The organism is Komagataeibacter sp. NFXK3 (assembly GCF_054182245.1).
Map to the genome: position 1 here is coordinate 12,624 of NZ_JAPIVJ010000010.1, position 21,714 is coordinate 34,337.

24 protein-coding genes are annotated in these 21,714 nt (G+C 65.4%); 20 read left to right on the forward strand and 4 right to left on the reverse strand.

Going from position 1 to position 21,714, the window contains the following annotated elements:
- The first annotated feature begins 75 nt into the window (after nucleotides 1–75).
- The 11 genes from OQZ28_RS11630 (at nucleotide 76) to OQZ28_RS11680 (ending at nucleotide 10,469) form a co-directional block, all read left to right on the forward strand.
- On the forward strand, nucleotides 76–672 hold the full coding sequence (locus OQZ28_RS11630) for an anthranilate synthase component II (RefSeq protein ID WP_458136292.1): 597 nt from the start codon (nucleotides 76–78) through the stop codon (nucleotides 670–672).
- Between the two features lie 6 nt (nucleotides 673–678).
- Nucleotides 679–2,013: an anthranilate phosphoribosyltransferase gene (gene trpD, locus OQZ28_RS11635; protein WP_458136234.1), complete on the forward strand. Its 1,335-nt coding sequence runs from the start codon at nucleotides 679–681 to the stop codon at nucleotides 2,011–2,013.
- An 18-nt stretch (nucleotides 2,014–2,031) separates the two neighbouring features.
- Nucleotides 2,032–2,925, forward strand: coding sequence for an indole-3-glycerol phosphate synthase TrpC (gene trpC / locus OQZ28_RS11640; protein ID WP_130731720.1), 894 nt, complete (start codon nucleotides 2,032–2,034; stop codon nucleotides 2,923–2,925).
- Entirely contained in the window at nucleotides 2,922–3,413 is a 492-nt protein-coding gene (gene moaC, locus OQZ28_RS11645; RefSeq protein ID WP_458136235.1) for a cyclic pyranopterin monophosphate synthase MoaC, read from the forward strand. The genes trpC and moaC overlap by 4 nt, the downstream gene beginning before the upstream one ends.
- A 135-nt stretch (nucleotides 3,414–3,548) precedes the next feature.
- On the forward strand, nucleotides 3,549–4,508 hold the full coding sequence (pdhA, locus tag OQZ28_RS11650; protein WP_242621841.1) for a pyruvate dehydrogenase (acetyl-transferring) E1 component subunit alpha: 960 nt from the start codon (nucleotides 3,549–3,551) through the stop codon (nucleotides 4,506–4,508).
- A gap of 7 nt (nucleotides 4,509–4,515) precedes the next feature.
- Nucleotides 4,516–5,871 (forward strand): pyruvate dehydrogenase complex E1 component subunit beta, encoded by a 1,356-nt coding sequence (locus OQZ28_RS11655; protein ID WP_458136236.1) that lies wholly within the window; start codon nucleotides 4,516–4,518, stop codon nucleotides 5,869–5,871.
- A 12-nt stretch (nucleotides 5,872–5,883) separates the two neighbouring features.
- A complete protein-coding gene (locus OQZ28_RS11660; protein WP_458136237.1) occupies nucleotides 5,884–7,107 on the forward strand; it encodes a pyruvate dehydrogenase complex dihydrolipoamide acetyltransferase in 1,224 nt (407 codons plus the stop codon).
- A gap of 13 nt (nucleotides 7,108–7,120) precedes the next feature.
- Entirely contained in the window at nucleotides 7,121–8,530 is a 1,410-nt protein-coding gene (lpdA, locus tag OQZ28_RS11665) for a dihydrolipoyl dehydrogenase (protein WP_458136238.1), read from the forward strand.
- A 149-nt stretch (nucleotides 8,531–8,679) separates the two neighbouring features.
- A complete protein-coding gene (gene lipA / locus OQZ28_RS11670) occupies nucleotides 8,680–9,672 on the forward strand; it encodes a lipoyl synthase (protein WP_129551302.1) in 993 nt (330 codons plus the stop codon).
- Complete coding sequence (locus tag OQZ28_RS11675) at nucleotides 9,673–10,155, forward strand: type II toxin-antitoxin system RatA family toxin (protein WP_458136239.1); 483 nt, start codon at nucleotides 9,673–9,675, stop codon at nucleotides 10,153–10,155. It begins immediately after the preceding gene.
- Nucleotides 10,156–10,187: 32 nt separating this feature from the next.
- Complete coding sequence (locus OQZ28_RS11680) at nucleotides 10,188–10,469, forward strand: hypothetical protein (RefSeq protein ID WP_458136240.1); 282 nt, start codon at nucleotides 10,188–10,190, stop codon at nucleotides 10,467–10,469.
- 191 nt (nucleotides 10,470–10,660) lie between these two features.
- On the opposite strand, the gene OQZ28_RS11685 is transcribed toward OQZ28_RS11680, so the two are convergent.
- Genes OQZ28_RS11685 through OQZ28_RS11700 form a run of 4 tightly spaced genes read right to left on the reverse strand, consistent with a single transcriptional unit; the run spans nucleotide 10,661 to nucleotide 14,263 of the window.
- Nucleotides 10,661–11,164 (reverse strand): CinA family protein, encoded by a 504-nt coding sequence (locus tag OQZ28_RS11685; RefSeq protein WP_130731689.1) that lies wholly within the window; start codon nucleotides 11,162–11,164, stop codon nucleotides 10,661–10,663.
- Nucleotides 11,165–11,199: 35 nt separating this feature from the next.
- Nucleotides 11,200–11,664, reverse strand: a complete 465-nt coding sequence (locus OQZ28_RS11690) for a phosphatidylglycerophosphatase A family protein (RefSeq protein WP_130731688.1) — start codon at nucleotides 11,662–11,664, stop codon at nucleotides 11,200–11,202.
- Nucleotides 11,664–13,658, reverse strand: a complete 1,995-nt coding sequence (locus OQZ28_RS11695) for a transglycosylase SLT domain-containing protein (protein WP_458136241.1) — start codon at nucleotides 13,656–13,658, stop codon at nucleotides 11,664–11,666. The genes OQZ28_RS11690 and OQZ28_RS11695 overlap by 1 nt, the downstream gene beginning before the upstream one ends.
- Complete coding sequence (locus OQZ28_RS11700; RefSeq protein ID WP_458136242.1) at nucleotides 13,658–14,263, reverse strand: YjbE family putative metal transport protein; 606 nt, start codon at nucleotides 14,261–14,263, stop codon at nucleotides 13,658–13,660. The genes OQZ28_RS11695 and OQZ28_RS11700 overlap by 1 nt, the downstream gene beginning before the upstream one ends.
- 228 nt (nucleotides 14,264–14,491) lie before the next feature.
- Here OQZ28_RS11700 and purB point away from each other — a divergent pair, with 228 nt between their 5' ends.
- The 9 genes from purB to grxD all read left to right on the forward strand — a co-directional run bounded on the left by purB (nucleotide 14,492) and on the right by grxD (nucleotide 21,688).
- On the forward strand, nucleotides 14,492–15,844 hold the full coding sequence (gene purB / locus OQZ28_RS11705) for an adenylosuccinate lyase (protein ID WP_130731685.1): 1,353 nt from the start codon (nucleotides 14,492–14,494) through the stop codon (nucleotides 15,842–15,844).
- A 42-nt stretch (nucleotides 15,845–15,886) separates the two neighbouring features.
- Nucleotides 15,887–16,627 carry an NRDE family protein gene (locus OQZ28_RS11710; RefSeq protein ID WP_458136243.1) on the forward strand — a complete coding sequence of 247 codons (741 nt, stop codon included), beginning with the start codon at nucleotides 15,887–15,889 and terminating at the stop codon, nucleotides 16,625–16,627.
- Between the two features lie 136 nt (nucleotides 16,628–16,763).
- A complete protein-coding gene (gene purC / locus OQZ28_RS11715) occupies nucleotides 16,764–17,528 on the forward strand; it encodes a phosphoribosylaminoimidazolesuccinocarboxamide synthase (protein ID WP_130731683.1) in 765 nt (254 codons plus the stop codon).
- Complete coding sequence (gene purS, locus OQZ28_RS11720) at nucleotides 17,525–17,767, forward strand: phosphoribosylformylglycinamidine synthase subunit PurS (RefSeq protein WP_110569194.1); 243 nt, start codon at nucleotides 17,525–17,527, stop codon at nucleotides 17,765–17,767. The genes purC and purS overlap by 4 nt, the downstream gene beginning before the upstream one ends.
- On the forward strand, nucleotides 17,764–18,147 hold the full coding sequence (locus OQZ28_RS11725) for a Rap1a/Tai family immunity protein (RefSeq protein ID WP_458136244.1): 384 nt from the start codon (nucleotides 17,764–17,766) through the stop codon (nucleotides 18,145–18,147). Before purS ends, OQZ28_RS11725 begins: the two co-directional genes overlap by 4 nt.
- Nucleotides 18,144–18,848, forward strand: a complete 705-nt coding sequence (gene purQ / locus OQZ28_RS11730; RefSeq protein WP_458136245.1) for a phosphoribosylformylglycinamidine synthase subunit PurQ — start codon at nucleotides 18,144–18,146, stop codon at nucleotides 18,846–18,848. The genes OQZ28_RS11725 and purQ overlap by 4 nt, the downstream gene beginning before the upstream one ends.
- Nucleotides 18,845–21,055 carry a phosphoribosylformylglycinamidine synthase subunit PurL gene (gene purL, locus OQZ28_RS11735; RefSeq protein ID WP_130731680.1) on the forward strand — a complete coding sequence of 737 codons (2,211 nt, stop codon included), beginning with the start codon at nucleotides 18,845–18,847 and terminating at the stop codon, nucleotides 21,053–21,055. The genes purQ and purL overlap by 4 nt, the downstream gene beginning before the upstream one ends.
- 19 nt (nucleotides 21,056–21,074) lie before the next feature.
- Nucleotides 21,075–21,308, forward strand: a complete 234-nt coding sequence (locus OQZ28_RS11740; protein ID WP_061274211.1) for a BolA family protein — start codon at nucleotides 21,075–21,077, stop codon at nucleotides 21,306–21,308.
- Nucleotides 21,309–21,352: 44 nt separating this feature from the next.
- Nucleotides 21,353–21,688 (forward strand): Grx4 family monothiol glutaredoxin, encoded by a 336-nt coding sequence (gene grxD, locus OQZ28_RS11745; protein ID WP_078524283.1) that lies wholly within the window; start codon nucleotides 21,353–21,355, stop codon nucleotides 21,686–21,688.
- Nucleotides 21,689–21,714 lie beyond the last annotated feature (26 nt).

Consider the following 21,714-nt stretch of genomic DNA (forward strand, 5'->3'; position numbering starts at 1 on the left):
GATAGGATGCGCCCAGACATGCCGGGGCAGGCCGCAGGGTTTGACCCGGCCCAGCGGAAAAGCCATGATACGCCCATGATCCTCCTGATCGACAATTATGACAGTTTCACGTTCAATCTCGTCCATTACCTCGGTGATCTGGGCGAGAAATGCGATGTGTACCGTAACGATGCCATCAGCGTGGAAGAAGCCCTTGCGCTCAGGCCCGAGGCCATTGTCATCTCGCCCGGCCCGTGTTCACCCAACGAGGCCGGGATCTGCTGCGACCTGATTGCCGCCGCTGCCGGCAAGGTGCCGGTCTTTGGCGTCTGCCTTGGCCATCAGGCCATTGGCCAGGTGTTTGGCGGCAAGGTGGTGCGTGCGCCCACGCCCATGCATGGCAAGGTCTCGCCGGTCTATCATGACGGCACCGATATTTTCACCGGCCTGCCGGACCCCTTCAACGCCACCCGCTACCACAGCCTGACGGTCGATCCCGACAGCCTGCCCGATACGCTCGTCGCCACCGCCCATACAGCCGATGGCGTGATCATGGGCCTGCGCCACGCCAGCCTGCCGATCTTTGGCGTGCAGTTCCACCCCGAGAGCATCGCCTCGGAATATGGCCACGAGATCATGGCCAATTTCCTGTCCATCGCGCGGGGCAGGAACACACCGCGCAAGGCCGCCTGAGCCGGCATGGGCAGCACGATGGACAACACCCCCGAGCCGCAGGTTGCGTTCAGGGATATTCTGGCCCGTGTCGTGGGGCAGGGGGCGGTGCCGCCCGAACTGGTAAAGGCCGGGCTGGCGCAGGTGCGTGCCGGGCAGGTGGCGGAAATTCCGGCGGTTGCCTTCCTGACCGGCCTGCGCCTGCGCGGCATGCTGCAGGCCGACCCGGTGGAGCTTGAAGGCGTCATGACCGGGCGCGCGGCTGATCCTTCGGCTGCGTCCGCCACGTTCCGGGGCATTGTGGACGTGGTGCTCGAGGGCCGGGAACTGCCGCACGGGATGGCGGATGAAGCCTTCGGGCTGATCATGGACGGCGCGGTGGGCGAGGGCATGCTGGCCGCCTTCCTGACCGCGCTGCACATGCGCGGCGAGAGCGTGGGCGAGCTTGAAGCCGCAGTAAAGGCCATGCGCGCGCGCATGCTGGCGGTGCCCGGCATGCCTGATGGCGGCCTGGACGTGTGTGGCACGGGGGGCGACGGGCTGGGTACGCTCAATGTCTCGACCGCGGTGGCCTTTGTGCTGGCAGCGCTTGGCGTGCCGGTGGTCAAGCACGGCAACCGCGCCCTGTCATCACGCTCGGGGGCGACCGACGTGCTGCTGGAACTTGGCGTGCCTATGCCCGTTGGGGCTGAGCCGATCGGGCAGATGGTGGCGGCGCATAACGTGACGTTCCTGGCCGCGACAAGCCACCATCCCGCCATGCGGCATGTGGGTACCGTGCGCCGCGCGCTGGGGTTCCGCACCATTTTCAACCTTGTCGGCCCGCTTTCCAATCCCGCCAGGGTCAGGCGGCAGCTTGTGGGCGTGTTCACGCCGCAATGGCTTGATGTCATGGTGCGCACGCTCCGCGCCCTGGGTTCCGAGCGGGTCTGGGCGGTAAGCGGGGCGTGCGGGCAGGGGCGCTTTATCGATGAACTGACCCTTGCTGGCCCCACGCAGGCCTGCGTGCTGGAAAATGGCCAGATTCACACCCTGACCATCGCGCCCGAAAGGACCGGCCTGCAACCCGCCCCCATCACGGCGATTGCAGGGGGCGCGCCCACCCATAATGCCGCCGCCCTGCGCGCGCTGGCGGCAGGAGGGCAGGGTGCCTACCGTGATACCGTGCTGCTCAATGCAGCCGTGGCATTGCATGTGGCGGGGCGAGGGAACAATATCATGCACGGGGGTGTGATTGACTATGCCGCCCTGCGCGAGAACATCCGCCTGGCTGCGGGTGTGCTCGATAATGGCGCGGTTGCGGCCGTGCTGGAGGCTGTCCGGCAGTTCCGGGCAGACGTGCCAAACAGAGTAACAGGGTAAAACATGAACGACACGCCAATGACCCCCCCCCAGACAGGCAGTGTCCAGCCCGTGGATGTGGACAGCATCCCCGATGTTCTGGAACGTATCTGTGCACGGACCCGGGTGGACGTGGCGCAGCGTGCCAAGGTCATGCCGCTGAAGGAAATCACCGCCCGCGCGCGTGAGGTGAACACCCCGCCGCGCGGTTTTGGCCAGGCGCTGAAGCAGAAGACCGCCGACCACCAGATCGGCCTGATCGCGGAAATCAAGAAGGCCTCGCCTTCCGCCGGTATCCTGCGCCCCGACTACGAGCCCACCGTCATTGCCGAAGCCTACGAGGCGGCGGGGGCGGCGTGCATTTCCGTCCTGACCGAGGGCTCATGCTTCCACGGCAGCGCCGAGGACCTGACCCGCGTGCGCGAGGCGTGCAAGCTGCCCATCCTGCGCAAGGACTTCATCATCGACCCGTGGCAGGTGCATGAAAGCCGCCTGATGGGGGCTGACTGCATCCTGCTCATCATGGCCATCCTCACCGATGCCGAAGCCGCCGAGCTGCTCGACATCGCCCGTGGCCTCGACATGGATGTGCTCGTTGAAGTGCATGATGAAGGCGAGCTCAACCGCGCGCTGGCCCTCGATACCTCGCTGATCGGCATCAACAACCGCAACCTCAAGACGCTGCAGACCGATATCGAGACCACCTGCCGCCTGGCCCCGCTGGTGCCGCCCGACCGGATCATCGTGTCCGAAAGCGGCATCCGCACGCATGCGGATGTGATGAAGCTCAACGCCGTGGGCGCATCGGGCTTTCTGGTGGGCGAGAGCCTGCTGCGGCATGAGGATGTGGGCGCCGCCGTGCACGCGCTGCTGGGCACCACCGCCCCGGCCAGCCCGGATGCGGCCGCGCCACCAGCCGAGAGCACGCCATGACCGCACCCCGCCTGTCACACCTCGATGCGGCGGGGCATGCGGTCATGGTCGATGTCTCGGCCAAGCCTGATACGCAGCGCGAGGCCGTGGCGCATGGCCACATAAAAATGCGCGCCGGAACGCTGGACCTGATCCTGGCGGGTGCCATGCCCAAGGGCGATGTGCTGGCCACGGCGCGCATCGCGGGCATCATGGCCGCCAAGAGAACGGCGGAGCTTATTCCGCTGTGCCACCCGCTGGCCATTTCCTCCGTCAAGGTGGAGCTTGCGCCCGACAGGGCGGGCGAGGGGATCGACATTACCGCGCGCGTGCGCACCACCGGGCCGACCGGGGTGGAGATGGAGGCGCTGACGGCGGCCTCCGTCGCGGCGCTGACGCTGTATGACATGTGCAAGGCCGTGGAGCGCGACATGGAAATCGGTCAGATCCATGTGATCCATAAATCCGGCGGCGCGTCTGGCACTTATGATCGTGCATCAGGCTGCTGATGGCACCGCAAACACCCTGTAATCGCAACGGCTGCCCTACCCTGCGCGGGTGGCGGCACGGGCACCATGAACCAAGGACGTTCGATGAGTAACGAGACCGATCCCGGCCTGGGGGGCGGGCATAACAGCCGCGCCATGACCGAAGCCGACCTGAAGCATGCCTATTACCAGATGGTGCTGATCCGCCGCTTCGAGGAGCGTTCGGGCCAGCTTTATGGCATGGGGCTGATTGGCGGGTTCTGCCACCTGTATATCGGGCAGGAAGCCGTCGTGGTCGGGATCCAGATGGAACTCAAGCAGGGTGACAAGATCATCACCTCCTACCGCGACCACGGCCAGATGCTTGCCGCCGGCATGGACCCCCGCGGCGTGATGGCCGAGCTGACCGGCCGTGAGGGGGGCTATTCCCACGGCAAGGGCGGGTCGATGCACATGTTCTCGAGCGAGAAACATTTCTATGGCGGCCACGGCATCGTGGGCGCGCAGGTCTCGCTGGGCATCGGGCTGGCATTCGCCAACAAGTATCGTGGTACGGACGAGGTTTCGGTCACGTATTATGGCGAGGGTGCCGCCAACCAGGGCCAGGTTTACGAGAGCTTCAACCTCGCCGCCCTGCACAAGCTGCCTTGCCTGTTCGTGCTCGAGAACAACCGCTACGGCATGGGCACCAGCGTGGAGCGGGCCTCGGCCTCGAAGGCGCTGTGGCGCAATGGCGAGCCGTGGGGCATTCCGGGCATGTATGTCGACGGCATGGACGTGCAGGCCGTGCGCGCGGCCGCAGCCGAGGCCGTGGCCCACTGCCGCGCGGGCAAGGGGCCGGTGCTGCTGGAGGTCGATACCTACCGCTACCGTGGCCATTCCATGTCCGACCCGGCGAAATACCGCCAGCGCTCGGAGGTGGATGAAATCCGCAAGAACCAGGACCCCATCGACCGCGTGCGCCGCGAACTGCTGGCCATGGGCGTGGATGAACACGAGCTCAAGGCCATGGACGAACAGGTCAAGGCGGTCGTGACCGATGCAGCGGCGTTTGCCCAGGCCAGTCCCGAGCCCGACCCCTCGGAGCTGTGGACTGACATACTGGTGGAAAGCTGATCTAGAGATGGCAACAGAAATACTCATGCCCGCCCTTTCCCCGACCATGAAGGAGGGGAAGGTGGCCCGCTGGCTGCGCAAGCCCGGTGATGCGATCACCGCAGGCGACGTGATTGCCGAAATCGAGACCGACAAGGCCACGATGGAAGTCGAGGCCGTTGACGAAGGCACGCTTGGCCAGATCCTGGTGCCCGAAGGCACGGAGAACGTAGCGGTCAACACGCCCATCGCGGTCCTCCTTGCCGAAGGCGAGGATGCATCCGCCATGCCGGCGGCAGCCCCCACGGCAGCGGCAAAGCCTGCGGTGGCCCAGCCCTCGTGCGCGCCGTCCGTAGCCGCGCCAGCTGCCGCCCCCGTCGCCCCGCAGCCTGAAAAGGACTGGGGCGAGACCACCGAGATCACCGTGCGCGAGGCGCTGCGTGACGCCATGGCCGCCGAACTCGCGCGCGATGAGGACGTGTTCCTGATCGGTGAGGAAGTGGCCCAGTACCAGGGGGCCTACAAGGTCTCGCAGGGGCTGCTCGACCAGTTTGGCGAGAAGCGGGTGATCGACACCCCCATTACAGAGCAGGGCTTTACCGGCATGGCCATTGGCGCGGCCCTGACCGGGCTCAAGCCGATTGTCGAGTTCATGACCATGAACTTCGCCATGCAGGCCATTGACCAGATCATCAACTCGGCGGCCAAGACGCGCTACATGTCGGGCGGGCAGATGTCGTGCCCCATCGTGTTCCGTGGCCCCAATGGCGCGGCGGCCCGCGTGGGGGCCCAGCATTCGCAGTGCTATGCAAGCTGGTATGGCCATGTGCCGGGGCTGAAGGTGGTGGCACCGTGGTCGGCAGCCGATGCCAAGGGCCTGCTGCGCGCCGCCATCCGCGACCCCAACCCGGTCGTGTTCCTTGAAAACGAGATCCTGTACGGCCAGCGCTTTCCCTGCCCGGTGGATGAGGATTTCATCCTGCCCATCGGCAAGGCCAAGGTGGAGCGCGAGGGGCGTGACGTGACCATCGTCGCCTTCTCCATCATGGTGGGCGTGGCCCTTGAGGCGGCGGCAAAACTGGCCGAGCAGGGCATCGAGGCGGAGGTGATCAACCTGCGCACCATCCGCCCGCTCGATACCCAGACCGTGGTGGACAGCGTGAAGAAGACCAGCCGCCTCGTTACGGTGGAAGAAGGCTGGCCGTTTGCAGGCATCGGCGCGGAAGTGGCCATGCAGGTGATCGAGCATGCGTTCGACTACCTCGACGCGCCGCCGGTGCGCGTGGCGGGCGCCGACGTGCCCATGCCGTTCGCCGCCAACCTTGAAAAGCTGGCCCTGCCCAATACGGACTGGATCATCAATGCCGTCCGGCAGGTTGTGTGAGGGGAACGCGCGATGTCCATCAACATCCTGATGCCAGCCCTTTCCCCCACCATGAAGGAAGGCACGCTGGCCCGCTGGCTCAAGGCGGAGGGCGACACGATCACCGCAGGCGACGTGATTGCCGAGATCGAGACCGACAAGGCCACGATGGAAGTCGAGGCCGTGGATGAAGGCATTCTGGGCCGCATCCTGATCGAGGGCGGCACGCACGGCATTGCCGTCAACACGCCCATCGCCATCCTGGTGGCGCAGGGGGAAAGCGTACCGGATGCGCCAGCCCCGGTTGCCCCGGCAGCTTCACCCGCGCCCGCGCCATCCGCGCCGCCGCCAGCCGCAGCGGCTCCGGCTGCCGCACCCGCCAAAGGCACGCGCGTGTTCGCATCCCCGCTGGCGCGCCGCATTGCAGCGCAGAAGGGCATCGACCTTGCCAGCCTCAAGGGCAGCGGCCCCAACGGGCGCATCGTGCGCCGTGATGTGGAGCAGGCGGCATCTGCCCCGGCACCCAAAACCGCAGCGCCCGCGGCTTTGGTGGAAGAGGCAGGCTTCGAGAGTATTCCGCACACCACCATGCGCAAGGTCATTGCGCGCAGGCTCACGGAATCCAAGTCCACCGTACCGCATTTCTATGTGGAAATGGATGTGGAGCTTGATGCGCTGCTGGCACTGCGCAGCCAGATGAACGCGGCCTCGCCTGATGAAGGGCCGGGGGCGTACAAGATTTCCGTCAATGACATGCTGGTCAAGGCGGCGGCTGTCACGCTGCGCCGGGTGCCGCAGGTCAACGTGTCCTTCACCGAGGAGGCCGTGCGGGTCTATGAGGATGTGGACATTTCGGTGGCCGTCTCCATTCCCGACGGGCTGATCACGCCCATCGTGCGCAAGGCCGATACCAAGAGCCTGCGCCAGATCAGCCTCGAGACGCGCGACCTCGTGGCGCGTGCGCGGGCGGGCAAGCTCAGGCCCGAGGAATTCCAGGGGGGCACCTTCTCCATCTCCAATATGGGGATGTACGGGGTCAAGGCGTTCTCGGCCATTCTCAACCCGCCGCAGGCGGCCATCCTGGCCATTGCGGCAGGCGAGCGCAGGCCGGTGGTCAAGGGTAACGAGATCACCATCGCCACCGTCATGACTGTCACGCTCTCGGTCGATCACCGGGTGGTGGACGGCGCGCTGGCCGCACAGTGGGTCTCGGCCTTCCGCAAGGTGGTCGAGAACCCCATGAGCCTTGTGGTCTGAGGGAGCGCGTTCAATGAGCACCACACAGTTTGATGTGATTGTTATTGGCGGCGGCCCCGGCGGGTATGTCGCGGCCATCCGCGCGGCCCAGCTCAAGCTCAGGGTCGCGGTGGTGGAAGCCTCCCAGCTTGGTGGCATCTGCCTCAACTGGGGCTGCATTCCCACCAAGGCGCTGCTGCGCGCCTCCGAGATCAACCACCTGCTGCACAACCTTGGCGAGTTCGGGTTCGCGGCGGATAACGTGCGCTTTGACTTTGACAAGGTGGTCAAGCGCTCGCGCGCCGTCTCGGCGCAGCTTTCGGCAGGTGTTGCCCACCTGCTCAAAAAGCACAAGGTCACGGTCATCAGCGGCTTTGGCAAGCTGGCCGGCACGGCGGGGGCCAGTCGCAAGGTCTCGGTCAGCGTGGATGGTAAGGAAACCACCGTGCTGACCGCGCTAAACGTGATCGTGGCCACCGGCGCGCGTGCCCGCGTGCTGCCGGGGCTGGAGCCTGATGGCAGGCTGGTCTGGTCCTACCGCGAGGCCATGGTGCCCAAGGCCATGCCGCGCAGCCTGCTGGTGATCGGCTCTGGCGCGATTGGCGTGGAGTTCGCCTCCTTCTATCGCAACATGGGTGCCGAGGTGACCATTGTGGAAGTGGCTGACCGCATCCTGCCGGTGGAAGATGCCGAGATCAGCGGCTTTGCACGCAAGGCGCTGGAAAAGCAGGGCATGAAGATCCTGACCGGGGCGAAGCTGGGCAAAATCACCAAGGCTGACAATTCGGTTACGATAGACGTAACCGCTGGCGGCAGGACCACGCCCATCACGGTCGAGCGCGTGATCTCGGCGGTGGGCATTGTCGGCAATGTCGAGAATATCGGCCTCGAGGGCACTGCCATCAAGGTGGACCGCACCCATATCACAGTCGATCCCTACTGCCGCACGGGCGAGAAGGGCGTGTTCGCCATCGGTGACATTGCAGCTCCCCCCTGGCTTGCCCACAAGGCCAGCCACGAGGGTGTGATGGTGGCGGAACTGATCGCGGGGCGTGAGGTTCACCCGATCAGCCCAATGAATATTCCCGGCTGCACCTATTGCCGCCCGCAGGTGGCCTCCGTCGGGCTGAGCGAGGAGAAGGCAAAGGCTGCGGGTTACAGGATCCGCGTGGGTCGCTTCCCGTTCATAGGCAATGGCAAGGCGATTGCGATGGGCGAGCCCGAGGGTATGGTCAAGACCATCTTTGATGAGGCTACCGGCGAACTGCTCGGCGCGCACATGGTTGGCGCGGAAGTGACCGAGATGATCCAAGGCTACGTGATCGCCCGCACAGGTGAACTGACCGATGGCGAACTGAAGGAAACGGTCTTCCCGCACCCCACCATATCCGAGACCATGCACGAGGCCGTGCTGGCCGCGTATGACGGGGCGCTGCATATCTGACCCCCACTGAAAGCCGGGGGCAGGGCCATACCGCACCCTGATCGTGCGGATGTGATCCTGCGCCCGGCTCAGGGCGCCAAGAATGCTTGACGTCTTGCTGCAGGCGTTTCACTTCTGGTTATCTGCCTGTTTACGGGATTTTTTGCATCATGTCCGTGCGTTTGATGATCGACCACCGCAAGAAGGGTGAAGCCACGCTGCGCCATCCAGAAAAGGCGCACAGGCCCGATAACCCCATTGCCCGCAAGCCAGAGTGGATCCGTGTGCGCGCCCCCAACCACCCCACCTATCACGAGACGCGCAAGCTCATGCGCGACAACAACCTCGTGACCGTGTGCGAGGAGGCGGCATGCCCCAATATTGGTGAATGCTGGTCGCAGCGCCACGCCACCATGATGATCATGGGCGAGATCTGTACCCGGGCCTGCGCGTTCTGCAATGTCACCACCGGGCTGCCCAACGCGCTTGACGGGGATGAACCCGGGCGCGTGGCTGATGCGGTGGCCAAGCTCGGCCTGCGGCACGTGGTCATTACATCGGTGGATCGTGACGACCTGCCTGATGGCGGCGCGCATCACTTCGCCCGCGTGATTGGCGCGATCCGCGCCAGCGCGCCTGACACCACCATCGAGATCCTGACGCCCGACTTCCTGCGCAAGCCCGGCGCGCTCGAGGTGGTGGTGCGCGCCCGCCCCGATGTGTTCAACCACAACCTCGAGACCGTGCCCCGGCTCTACACCACCATCCGCCCCGGCGCGCGGTACTACCAGTCGATGCGCCTGCTTGATGACGTGAAGCGGATGGATCCTTCCATCTTCACAAAATCGGGATTGATGCTGGGACTGGGGGAGGAACGGCCTGAAATCCTGCAGGTCATGGATGACCTGCGCATTGCGGACGTTGATTTCATCACCCTGGGGCAATATCTCCAGCCTACGGTCAAGCATGCTGCGGTGGCCCGGTTCGTAACGCCTGAGGAATTTGCCGATTATGCGGGCATGGCCCGGGTGAAGGGCTTCCTGCAGGTCAGTTCCTCGCCGCTGACCCGGTCGTCGTACCATGCGGATTCAGATTTTGCGCAGCTACGCGCCGCACGTGAGCAACGCCTGAAGGCAGAGCGTGGCGCAATGGAGATCAAGTAGATGCCCACCCATGCCGAACGTCGGCTTATCGCCTATTCGCCCAGCCAGCTTTTTGAACTGGTGGCCGACGTCGGGAAATACCCCCAGTTCCTGCCGTGGTGCACCAGTGCGCGCGTGCGCACGCGCACGGCAACCGAGCTGGTGGCTGACCTGACCATCGGGTTCGGCCCCTTCCGCGAGACATTTACCAGCCGTGTTCTGCTCGAGGCACCCAGCACCATCCGCGTCAGCTACGAGAAGGGGCCATTCCGTTACCTCAACAACGTCTGGACCTTTACGCCCGAGCCGCGTGGCTGCCTGGTCGATTTCTTCGTGGATTTCGAGTTCAAGTCCCGCCTGTTGCAGGCCGCGATCGGGGTGGTGTTCAACGAGGCCGTGCGCCTTATGGTCTCGGCCTTCATCCGCCGCGCGCGTGACATCTATGGCCCGCCGCCCGCAGCCGAGCCTGCGCAGGTGACCGCCGCCAAGGCAGGCAACGCCTGACCCCCCCGTATCGACGACAGGGAAAACACTTCATGAGCAGAATTCTCCCCGCCCTTATGGGGGCGGCCCTTGTGTGCGCGGCCCCGCTGGCCCATGCCGCCTCGCCCGCGCCGCACAAGGCGGAAGCCCCCGCGCCCGGCAGCGATGCCGAGACCGCTGACCTGAACGAGCAGAGCCTGCAGAAGGCCCGTACCTCGCTTCAGTCCCCCGCGCCGGCAGCTTCTGCTGGCCACCCCGTGCAGGCACAGGGCACGGGCCAGACCGCAAGCCCCATCCGCGTGCCGGAAACCGGCAGCACGGTAGCCGGGTACTAGGTCAAGCCAGCTTGTCCTGAAAACAGAAAAAAGTTTTTGGTTAAGCTTTTTTCAAAAAGCTTAAGACTGTTGAAAAACAACTTATTAATAGAAAAAATAAAAGTCTTTGAGTGTCGTCTTTTTTAAAAGACGGCGTTCTTCAAAGCTTTTTAAAGAAATCTTCACCAAAAACTTCTGTTATTATGCTGCCCTTATTCCGCTGCCAGTCGGCCCGCGTGGTCAAGCAGCAGGCCAAGGGCCGCGCGCACGGCCTGGGTGCGGATATCCCATCGCTCGCCCGCAAAATGGTGCGAGACCGTATGCACCGTGCCGCCACCTGCTACGGCGAACCAGACTAGCCCCACCGGCTTGCCCGGCGTGGCCCCGCCGGGGCCTGCAATGCCGGTAATGGCGACTGACAGGTTGGCATCGGGCGCATGGCCGAGCGCGCCCTGCGCCATGGCGGCGGCCACCTCGCGGCTGACCGCGCCATATTCTTCCAGCAGTTTCAGCGGCACGCCCAGCGCATGGTGCTTCATGCTGTTGGAGTAGGTGACAAAACCGCCGCATACGACATCGGACGCGCCAGCGGCCTCGGTCATGGCGGCGGCCAGCAGGCCGCCGGTGCAGCTTTCCGCCGTGACAACACGCTGGCCTGCGGCGCGCAGGCGGGCCAGGGCATCGGGCATGCGGCCCAGAAAGGTGTCAGGTAACATCGGCGGCAATCTCCTCTTTCAGGGGCGTCAACGCATCAGGCAAGGCAACGGATGCCTGCCAGGATCGCGGCCGCCATGAGTCCGGCCACCACGTCATCGCCCATGATGCCCAGAGCATCATGCCTGCGGTCAAACCAGCCCACCGGGCCGGGCTTGGTAATGTCGAACAGGCGGAACAGCGCAAAGGCCAGCGCCAGCCATAGCCCATCAGCCCAGCGCAGGCCATCAAGCGGCAGGGGGGCGAGGGGGAACATGGCAATCCACATGCCCGCCACCTCATCGATCACGATCCACCCGTGGTCTTCCCCGCCTGAGGCAAGCTGCGTGGCGCGGTAGCCTACAAAGGTCACCACCAGCACCGCCAGCGCCATCCATAGCCATTGCCCCAGCAGTGGCACGCCCACGATCAGGGCAGCGAGCGAACCCACCGTGCCCGGCGCACGGGGCGCAAAGCCGGTGCCACAGAAACTGGCGATGAAGCGGGCGGGTGAAAACGCCATCAGCCTGCCCCCAGCGCCGGGTCGGTCGCCTGATAGATGGCCATGTTTTCCTCCACCCGTTCCACGTAGTTGCGCGTCTCGCCAAAGGGGATGCTCTCGATCCAGTCCAGCATGGCATCGGGCACGGGGGTGTCGCGCGCGGGGTTGCCCAGGGTCAGCAGCCAGCCGTCGGTGCGGTGGGGACCTGCATTATAGGCGGCGGCCACGTAGGGCACGGCATTGCCCACGCGCCGGGCGATATCGGCCAGGTAGGCCGCGCCAAGCTGCATGTTCAGGTCCGGGTTGGTCAGGCTGGCGGCGCTGACATTCACGTTCAGCCCCGCCTTGCGCGCCACTTCACGCGCGGTGGGCACGAGCAGCTGCATCAGGCCCACCGCATGGGCGGGGCTGACCACGCCTGCGTCAAATCCGCTTTCCTGCCGGGTTATGGCCAGTTCCACATCGGGCGGCAGGGTGCTCGTGGGGGGGGCGCAGGCGCGGGGCCAGCCCTCATGCACCAGTGTCAGCCCATCCTTGCCCGCCAGCCGGGCCACCATCACGGCGGCATCGGGCATGCCAAGGCGGATGGCCATGCGGGCGGCGAGCACATGGGTGATGGGGCTGGTGCCCTGCGCATCAAGCGCCAGAATGAAGTCACGCGCATGGTGGCGGTCGTTCCATGAAACGAGGATCTCGGCGGCGCGGGCGAGGTCGGTGGTGTCAAACCGCACGGAATCGGCCACGCTGGGGCTGGGTTCGCTCTCGCGCAGCAGATGCGCGCGGATCTGGCGGCCCGCCTGCTCAGGGGTCACGAGCTGGTTGGCGCGGTTGCCTGCCAGCCATTCTATGGCCATCTGGCCATAAAAGGTGTTGGCGAGGCTGGCCGCCTGCATCCATTGCGCGCGGGCCGGGCCATGGCGCCCGCGTGCCCAGAGCGCGCGGCCCACCCAGAACAGCCCCCGGCTGCGGGTAATGACCGGTACCGCCTGCGCCAGCGGGGCGAAATCGGCCTGCGCGTGCTCGGCATCATGCAGATATTCCAGCCGGATCCATCCTGCAAGGAACAGGGCATCATAATGGTTGGCCGAGCCGATATCCGCCGTGTCGCTGGCCAGGAACAGCGCGTCATCCACCCGGTGGGCCAGCAGCAAGTCGCGTGCCAGCCCGTCACGCTCGCGCCAGAACACGGTGGCGATGGCGGGGGCCTGCTGCTTTTCGGTGTCTACGCCACGGGCGCGCCACAGGGCCAGCGCCTCATCGAGCCGTTGCGCGTGGTGCAGCCAGCGCAACTGGTCGAGCACCAGCGCGCCATCGGCCTGCTGCTCGGGCGGCAGGGTGCTTAGTGTATCTTCCGCCTGCGGGTCGTTGCGGCGAAACGCCAGGCGCGCGCGGGCCACGGGCTGCTGCGTGGCTTCAAGCAACGCCACCTGCCGGGTTGCGGCGTCAATCCTGCCCGCGCGTTCCTGCCGGTCAAAGCGCTGCCAGTGGTCCTGTGGCGTAAACTGCGGCCCGAAGCCCGCCAGCAGGGCCTGCGCGTCCGTGGGGCTGTCGGCGCGGTTGATCCATGTATCCCGCGCCCATGCCGCCAGTTTTTCGGGGGCGGGGCTGGCATGGGCGCAGCGCAGCAGGGCGCGTGCGTCCGTCAGCAGCAGGCGGGGGCACAGCGCGCCCGCCACCGCATCATCCGATTCCGCCGCCAGCGCCTGCTGGTAGTGGGCGAGCAGGAGGCCACGCTGTGGCCATGCGGGATTTTCGTTGAGGAAGGTGGCGTATTCCTCCGCCGTGCCGCCAGCACCCGAGAGCAGGCGCAGATAGACCAGCAGCTTGGCTGCGATGGGGTCATCATCGGCATTGCCCGTGGCGGCCTGCCGCGGCGTGGGCCAGTCGCCTTCAGCCGGAGCGGGAGCCGTGGCCGCGGAGGCAGGGGTGGCCAGCCCCGCCATGATGGTGGCAAGGCAGGCCGCCTGGCACCAACGGCGCAGGCATGCGGGCCGCAGGGAGGTGAGGGGGCGCATCAGCCCACATGCCCCACATGCGCCCAGACCTCGCCCCCGCCCTTGACGATGAGTTCAATGGCCACCGCCAGCACCACCAGCAGCCCCACCCACGAAATCCATTTGTACCGCTCCAGCAGCCGGGCGATGAGCGAGGCCGCGACCGCCATCAGCACCACCGATATGACCAGCCCGCTCACCAGCACGCCCATATGCTCGCCCGCAGCCCCCGCTACGGCCAGCACGTTGTCCAGGCTCATGGACAGGTCAGCCACGATAATGCGGATGATGGCGTTGCGCAGGGAACCGGGGGCGGGGGTGTCCGTTTCGGCATGGCCATCCCCGCGCATCTCGCGGAACATGCGCCAGCATACCCACATCAGCAGGAGGCCGCCCGCCAGTGTCAGCCCGATGATGGCCAGCAGCCTGACCGCCACCAGCGCCAGCCCGATGCGGATGACCGCCGCCCCCAGCACGCCGCACAATATGGCGATTCGGCGTGACTGCTGCGGCAGGTTGCGCACCGCCATGCCCACCACGATGGCGTTATCACCCGCCAGCGTCACGTCAATCAGGATAACCTGGGCCAGTGCGTAAAGGGAAGAAGGGGAAAAAATGGCTGACATGGGCAGAAGGATTCCTGAAGGCAAGGTCATGCCGCGGCAAGGCGTGGCGGGCGTGGCAGGTGCTTTATGCCGCCGTGCGCGGGCAACATGCAATCATGCCTGTCATGACAGCTTGTATGCCATGGGCGGAAAGCGGCGTGAATATAAGGGAGACGCACGCGCCAGAATTGGCTAGGAAGGCGGCCTGATCCTGAATTGTGTCGCTTTGAGCCAAGGAAGCCCGAGAACATGGTACCGCGCTATACCCGTCCCGTCATGGCCGCCATCTGGTCCCCCACGAACCGCTACCGCATCTGGTTCGAGATCGAGGCCCTCGCCTGCGAGGCCATGGCGGAATATGGCGCGATCCCGCTGGAGGCCGCAAAGACCATCCGCGAGAAGGGCGATGCCGCCATGGCCGCCTTCTCGCAGGCCGATCTCGACCGCATTGACGAGATCGAGGCCGAGACCCGCCACGATGTCATCGCCTTCCTGACCTGGCTGGCCGAGAAGGTCGGCCCCGACAGCCGCTTCGTGCACCTGGGCATGACCTCGTCGGACGTGCTCGACACCTGCCTGTCGGTGCAGATGGTGCAGGCGACCGACCTGCTCCTGCAGGATGTCGATGCCGTGCTGGCGGCACTCAAGCGCCGCGCGTTCGAGCACAAATACACGCTCACCATCGGCCGCAGCCACGGCATCCATGCCGAGCCGACCTCATTCGGCCTGAAGATCGCGGGCCATTATGCCGAGTTCGCCCGCAACCGCGAGCGCCTTGTCCGCGCGCGTGAGGAAATTGCCGTCTGCGCCATCTCGGGCGCTGTCGGCACCTATGCCCATATCGACCCCCGCGTTGAGGACTATGTGGCCAGCAAGCTGGGCCTGAAGCCCGAGGGCGTGTCCACCCAGATCATTCCGCGTGACCGGCATGCCGCCTATTTCTGCGCGCTCGCGGTCATTGCCAGCGGCATCGAGCGGCTGGCCACCGAAGTGCGCCATCTCCAGCGCTCGGAAGTGCGCGAGGCGGAGGAGTTCTTCCACAAGGGGCAGAAGGGTTCGTCCGCCATGCCGCACAAGCGCAACCCCGTGCTGTCGGAAAACCTGACCGGGCTGGCCCGCCTCGTGCGCTCGCATGTCATTCCCGCACTCGAGAACGTGGCGCTGTGGCATGAGCGTGACATCAGCCACTCCTCCGTCGAGCGCAACATCTGCCCCGATGGCACGATCGGCCTCGACTTCGCGCTCATGCGCCTTGCGGGCATGATGGAAAAGCTGGTGGTCTATCCTGACCAGATGCAGGCCAATATCGAGAGCCTTGGCGGCGTGGTGCATTCGGGCGAAGTGCTGCTGGCCCTTGCGCGCGCGGGCATCCTGCGGGAGGATGCGTACCGCATCGTCCAGCGCAACGCCATGGAAACGTGGACGAAGCTGGGGCAGAAGGGCGCAAAGACCTTCCGCGAGAACCTCGCCGCCGACCCCGAGGTGGCAGGCCGGGTGCCGGCGGAAGTGCTCGATGCGGCGATGGACAGCAATGCCCATCTGGGCAAGATCGACCATACCTTCACCCGCGTGTTTGGCGAGGCAGGTCCCGCACGGAGCTGAAGCCCCGTGCCCTGACGGAAAACAGCAGCAGGATATCGAGGCGTGTGCACAGTCGTCATTTCCCACGATCCGGATCAGGGCTGGCCGCTGCTCATGGCGGCCAACCGTGACGAACGCCTCGACCGGCCCTGGTTGCCGCCTGGGCGGCACTGGGCCGGGCAGCCCAACGTCATTGGCGGGCAGGACCAGGTGGCCGGTGGCTCGTGGCTCACGCTCAATGATGCGGGCGTGGTCGCGGGCATCATGAACCGCGTGGGCAGCCTTGGCCCCATGCCGGGCAAGAACTCGCGCGGCGCGCTGCCGCTGCTGGCGGGAAAGTTTGATACGGCACGGGCGGCGGTGGAACACATCGCCACCATCGATGCAGGTGCATGGCGCTCGTTCAACATGATCGTGGCGGACCGGGCGGATGCGTTTTTCATCCGCGGCCCCGGCTACGGCCAGCCGCAGGTGGAGCAGCTCGCCCCCGGCGTGCACATGGTCGCCACCACCGACCCCGATGACATGGGCATGCCGCGCATCGCCCGCCACCTGCCACGCTTCCGGGCGGCAACCTGGCCCGTGCCGCCGGAATGGTCGGCCTGGACCACGCTGCTGGCCGACCGCTCGCTGCCTGCTGGTAGTGAACTCAACATCCCGCCGCGCTCGGGCTTTGGCACGTGCAGTTCATCGGCCATCGGGGTGGCAGGCGATGGCCGCCGGTCGTGGTTCTTTGCCGCGGGCGCGCCCGACCGCGTGGGCTACCAGCCGATCGACCTCGAGGCGCCACAGCCACGGGATTAAGGTAAATATGGTATCTTCCCGCCCGGAACGCTGCTATGGCATGCGGACCATTGGGGATCATGCCGCAAACAGATCCTGCAGATCAGGGGAGGGGCCGCTCCCGGCCCGTCCCCACAGCGTTATGTGAAGGACGAGTATGGGCCGCCGCCGCCAGCTTTACGAAGGAAAAGCCAAGATCCTTTTCGAGGGGCCCGAGCCGGGCACGCTCGTGCAGTATTTCAAGGATGACGCCAGCGCCGGCAACGGCGCGAAAAAAGGCATCATCACCGGCAAGGGGGTGCTGAACAACCGTATCAGCGAACACCTCATGCTGCGCCTGCACGATATCGGGATTCCCACCCATTTCATCCGCCGCCTCAACATGCGCGAGCAGCTGATCCGCGAAGTCGAGATCATTCCGCTCGAGGTCGTGGTGCGCAACGTGGCGGCGGGCTCGCTGTCCAAGCGGCTGGGCATCCAGGAAGGCACGCGCCTGCCGCGCCCCATCATCGAGTTCTATTACAAGAACGACGCCCTGAACGACCCGATGGTGAGCGAGGAGCACATCACCGCATTCGGCTGGGCCTGCCCGCACGACATGGAAGACATCGTGGCGCTGAGCATGCGCATCAACGACTTCCTGTGCGGCCTGTTCATGGGCATCGGCATCATCCTTGTCGATTTCAAGCTGGAATTCGGACGCCTGTTCGAGGGCGACAACATGCGCATCGTCCTGGCGGATGAAATCTCGCCCGATAACTGCCGCCTGTGGGATGCCAAGACCAGCGAGAAGCTGGACAAGGACCGTTTCCGCAAGGACATGGGCAAGGTTGAAGAAGCTTATCAGGAAGTTGCGATGCGCCTGGGCATCCTGCCCGAGGCCACGAATTCCGACATGAAGGGACCGGAGGTAATGCAATGAAGGTGCGCGTGACCGTCATGCTGAAGGAAGGCGTGCTCGACCCGCAGGGCAAGGCCGTGGAACATGCGCTGCATGTGCTCGATTTTGGCAATGTGGGCGAGGTGCGCATTGGCCGCGTGATCGAGCTCGAGATTGACGAGACCGACCGCGAGCGCGCCCGCGCGCAGGCCGATGCCATGGCGCGCGCCCTGCTGGCCAATCTCGTGATCGAGGATTTCACAACGGAGGTCGTTGGATGAAGATCGCCCGCCTTCTTGCCCTTGGCTGTGTCATGGCGGCGGCGCTGCCGGTGGCGCAGGCCTCCGCCCAGCGTGTCTCGCGACTGTCTGGCGAGCAGCTTGGATCGCTGTGCACCAAGCCCGCCGGCACCGGAATCTGTGATTCCTACATCTCCGGCGTGGCCGATGCGGGTGCGCTCGACCACCTGTTCGAGCGCAATGCGCAGAAGGACGACAAGGACGCCGCGGCTTTCTGCATAATGCCCGCAACCCCTACGGCGGACATGCGCGGCAAGGTCGTGAACTGGATGAAGGCCCACCGCGATGGACTGAACCGCCCGGCGGGCGAGGTCGTGTTCACGGCGCTGCATGAATCCTATCCCTGCGGCGGCGGCAAATGAAGGCGGCAATTGTAGTTTTTCCCGGCACGAACCGGGAGCGTGACATGGCCATCGCGCTGCGCGGCGTGACCGGGCAGGCCCCGGCCATGGTGTGGCACCGTGATACGGTCCTGCCCGAGGGGCTGGACCTTGTGGTGCTGCCCGGCGGTTTCAGCTATGGCGATTACCTGCGTTGCGGCGCCATGGCGGCACACGCGCCGATCATGGCGGCCATCCGCGAATTCGCGCTCAAGGGCGGCCATATCCTGGGCGTGTGCAACGGTTTCCAGATTCTGACCGAGGCGCAGCTTTTGCCCGGCGCACTCCTGCGCAACGCGGCGCTGCGCTTCCTGTCGCAGGATTGCTGGCTGCGCGTGGAGCGCAATGACACGCCGTTCACCCGCCACTGGGCAAAGGGTGATGTGTACCGCACCCCCATGGCGCATGGCGATGGCAATTACATTGCCGAGGCCGAGACCATCCGCATGCTCGAAGATACCGGCCGCGTGGCCTTCCGCTACGTTGCGGAAAACGGGCGGCTGGATGCAGGCGACCCGCAGCTCAACCCCAATGGCTCGATGAACGCCATTGCCGGTGTGTTCAGCGAGAACCTGCGCATCTGCGGCATGATGCCCCACCCGGAGGATCTGGTTGATCCGCTGATGGGCGGCGAGGATGGCAAACCCCTGTTTACGGGACTTGTGGAGGCTCTGGTCGGATGAGTGCAAAGGCACAACGCACCGTTGATGAGGCACTGGCGCGCGAATTCGGCCTGACGGCGGAAGAATACGGCAATGTCCTGTCCATCATGGGCCGCACGCCCAGCTTTACGGAACTGGGCATCTTCTCCGTGATGTGGTCCGAGCACTGCTCGTACAAGTCATCGCGCGCCTATCTCAAGACCCTGCCCACCACGGCACCATGGGTCATCCATGGCCCCGGCGAGAACGCGGGCGTGGTTGATATCGGCCACGGTCTGGCCGCCATCTTCAAGATGGAGAGCCACAACCACCCCTCCTTCATCGAGCCCTATCAGGGCGCTGCCACCGGCGTGGGCGGCATCTTGCGTGATGTGTTCACCATGGGCGCGCGCCCGGTGGCCAACCTCAACGCCCTGCGCTTTGGCGACCCCAACAACCCGCAGACCCGCCGCATCGTTGATGGCGTGGTGCGCGGCGTGGGCGGCTACGGCAACTGCGTGGGTGTTCCGACCGTAGGCGGCGAGATCAACTTCCACCCCGCCTATGACGGCAACCCGCTGGTCAATGCCATGACCGTGGGTGTTGCGCGGCAGGACCGCATCTTCCTCTCGGCGGCTGCTGGCGTTGGCAACCCGGTGATCTATGTCGGCTCCAAGACGGGGCGCGACGGCATTCACGGGGCCACCATGTCGTCCTCCGAGTTTGACGAGGATGCGCTGGCCAAGCGCCCGACCGTGCAGGTGGGCGACCCGTTTGTTGAAAAGCTGCTGATCGAGGCCTGTCTCGAACTGATGGCGACCGACGCCATCGTGGCCATTCAGGACATGGGGGCGGCTGGCCTGACCTCTTCCGCCGTGGAAATGGCGGGCAAGGGTGGCGTTGGCATCGACCTCGACCTTGACCATGTGCCCCAGCGCGAGCGCGGCATGACGGCGTATGAGATGATGCTGTCCGAGAGCCAGGAGCGCATGCTGATCGTGCTGCGCCCCGACCGCACCGAGCAGGCCCGCGCCATCTTTGACAAGTGGGAACTCGACTTTGCCGTCATCGGTCACCTGACCGATACCGGCAATATCGTGATCCGCCACAAGGGCGCGGTCGAGGCCGAGATTCCGCTGGCACCGCTGGCCGATCAGGCCCCGGTCTATCGTCGCCCCACGGCGCCTGCGCAAAAGCCGCAGCCGATGGAGCCGATCATCGACCCCGTGGGTGTGGAGCAGGCGCTGATCCGGCTGATCGGCTGCCCGGACCTCGCCTCGCGTGCATGGGTTTACAACCAGTATGACAGCACGGTGGGCGGCCAGACGGTGCGCAGGCCGGGTGCGGCCGACGCCGCGATCGTCAAGGTCGAGGATACGGAAATCGGCCTGGCGCTGACCACCGACTGCACGCCGCGCTACTGCCGCGCCAACGCAAAGCTGGGCGGCGCGCAGGCCGTGGCCGAGGCGTGGCGCAACATCACGGCCACGGGTGCCCGCCCGCTGGCGGTGACCGACAACCTCAACTTCGGCTCGCCTGAAAAGCCCGAGGTGATGGGCCAGTTCGTCGATGCCATCGCTGGCATGGGCGAGGCGTGCCGTGCGCTCGACTTCCCGGTCGTAAGCGGCAATGTCTCGCTGTATAACGAGACGCGTGCGCCTGATGGCACCTCGCAGTCCATCCTGCCCACGCCTGCCATTGGTGGCCTTGGCGTGCTGGAGAACGTGCGCCAGGCGGTCGGGCTTGGCATGCCTGATGGCTGCGACGTGATGCTGCTGGGCGAGACGAAGGGCCAGCTTGGCCAGTCGATCTGGCTGCGCGAGATCCTTGGCGCGCAGGATGGCGAGCCGCCTGAACTCGATCTGGCCGCCGAACGGCGCAATGGCGATTTCGTGCGCGGGCTGATCCTTGATGGCACGATTGCCGCCTGCCACGATGTGGCTGATGGCGGCGTGCTGGTGGCCGTGACCGAGATGGTCATGGCAGGGCAGGCAGGCTGCGTGCTCGACGCCCCGCAATCCGGCATGCGGCCCGAGGCTTTCTGGTTTGGCGAGGACCAGTCGCGCTATGTCGTGGCGGTGCGTGATGGGCAGGCCCTTGCCACCCTTGCGGCAAAGGCAGGGGTGCCATGCCGCAGGCTGGGCCGTTCGGGCGGCGAGGGTTTGACATTGCCCAGCGGGTCCACAATATCCAAGGCGCGTCTGCTCGCGGTGCATTCCGAATTCTTTCCGCGACTGATGGACCGATAGGGCAGGAGTTTTAAGCCACATGGCAATGACGGCACAGGAAATCGAGACCTACATCCGCGAGGCCCTGCCTGATGCAAAGATCACGATCGATGATCTGGCGGGCGATGGCGACCACTATGCCTGCCGCGTGGTGAGCGAGGCCTTTCGCGGCCTGCCCCGCGTGCGGCAGCACCAGATGGTCTATAACGCGTTGCAGGGGCACATGGGCGGCAAGCTGCATGCGCTGGCGCTCCAGACCCAGACGCCCGACTGACCAAAAAAGCGGTATCCTTACCCCCAAAGCAGGAAAACAAGATTATGGCCGAAACAATCGCACAGCGCATCCAGGCGCAGATCGACGCCAACCCCGTCATGCTTTACATGAAGGGTGATGCCAACTTCCCGCAATGCGGCTTCTCCGCGCGTGTGGTGCAGGTGCTCAAGCACCTTGGCGTGCCCTTCAAGACCGAGAACGTGCTGGCCGACGCCGAACTGCGCCAGGGCATCAAGGACTTCTCGAACTGGCCCACCGTGCCGCAGCTTTACGTCAAGGGCGAGTTCATTGGCGGCTGCGATATCGTGACCGAGATGTACCAGACCGGCGAGCTCGAAAAGCTCCTGACCGAGAAGGGCATCGCCACCGCTGCTGCCTGATCAGGGCGGCCCGAGGGCAGTAAAAA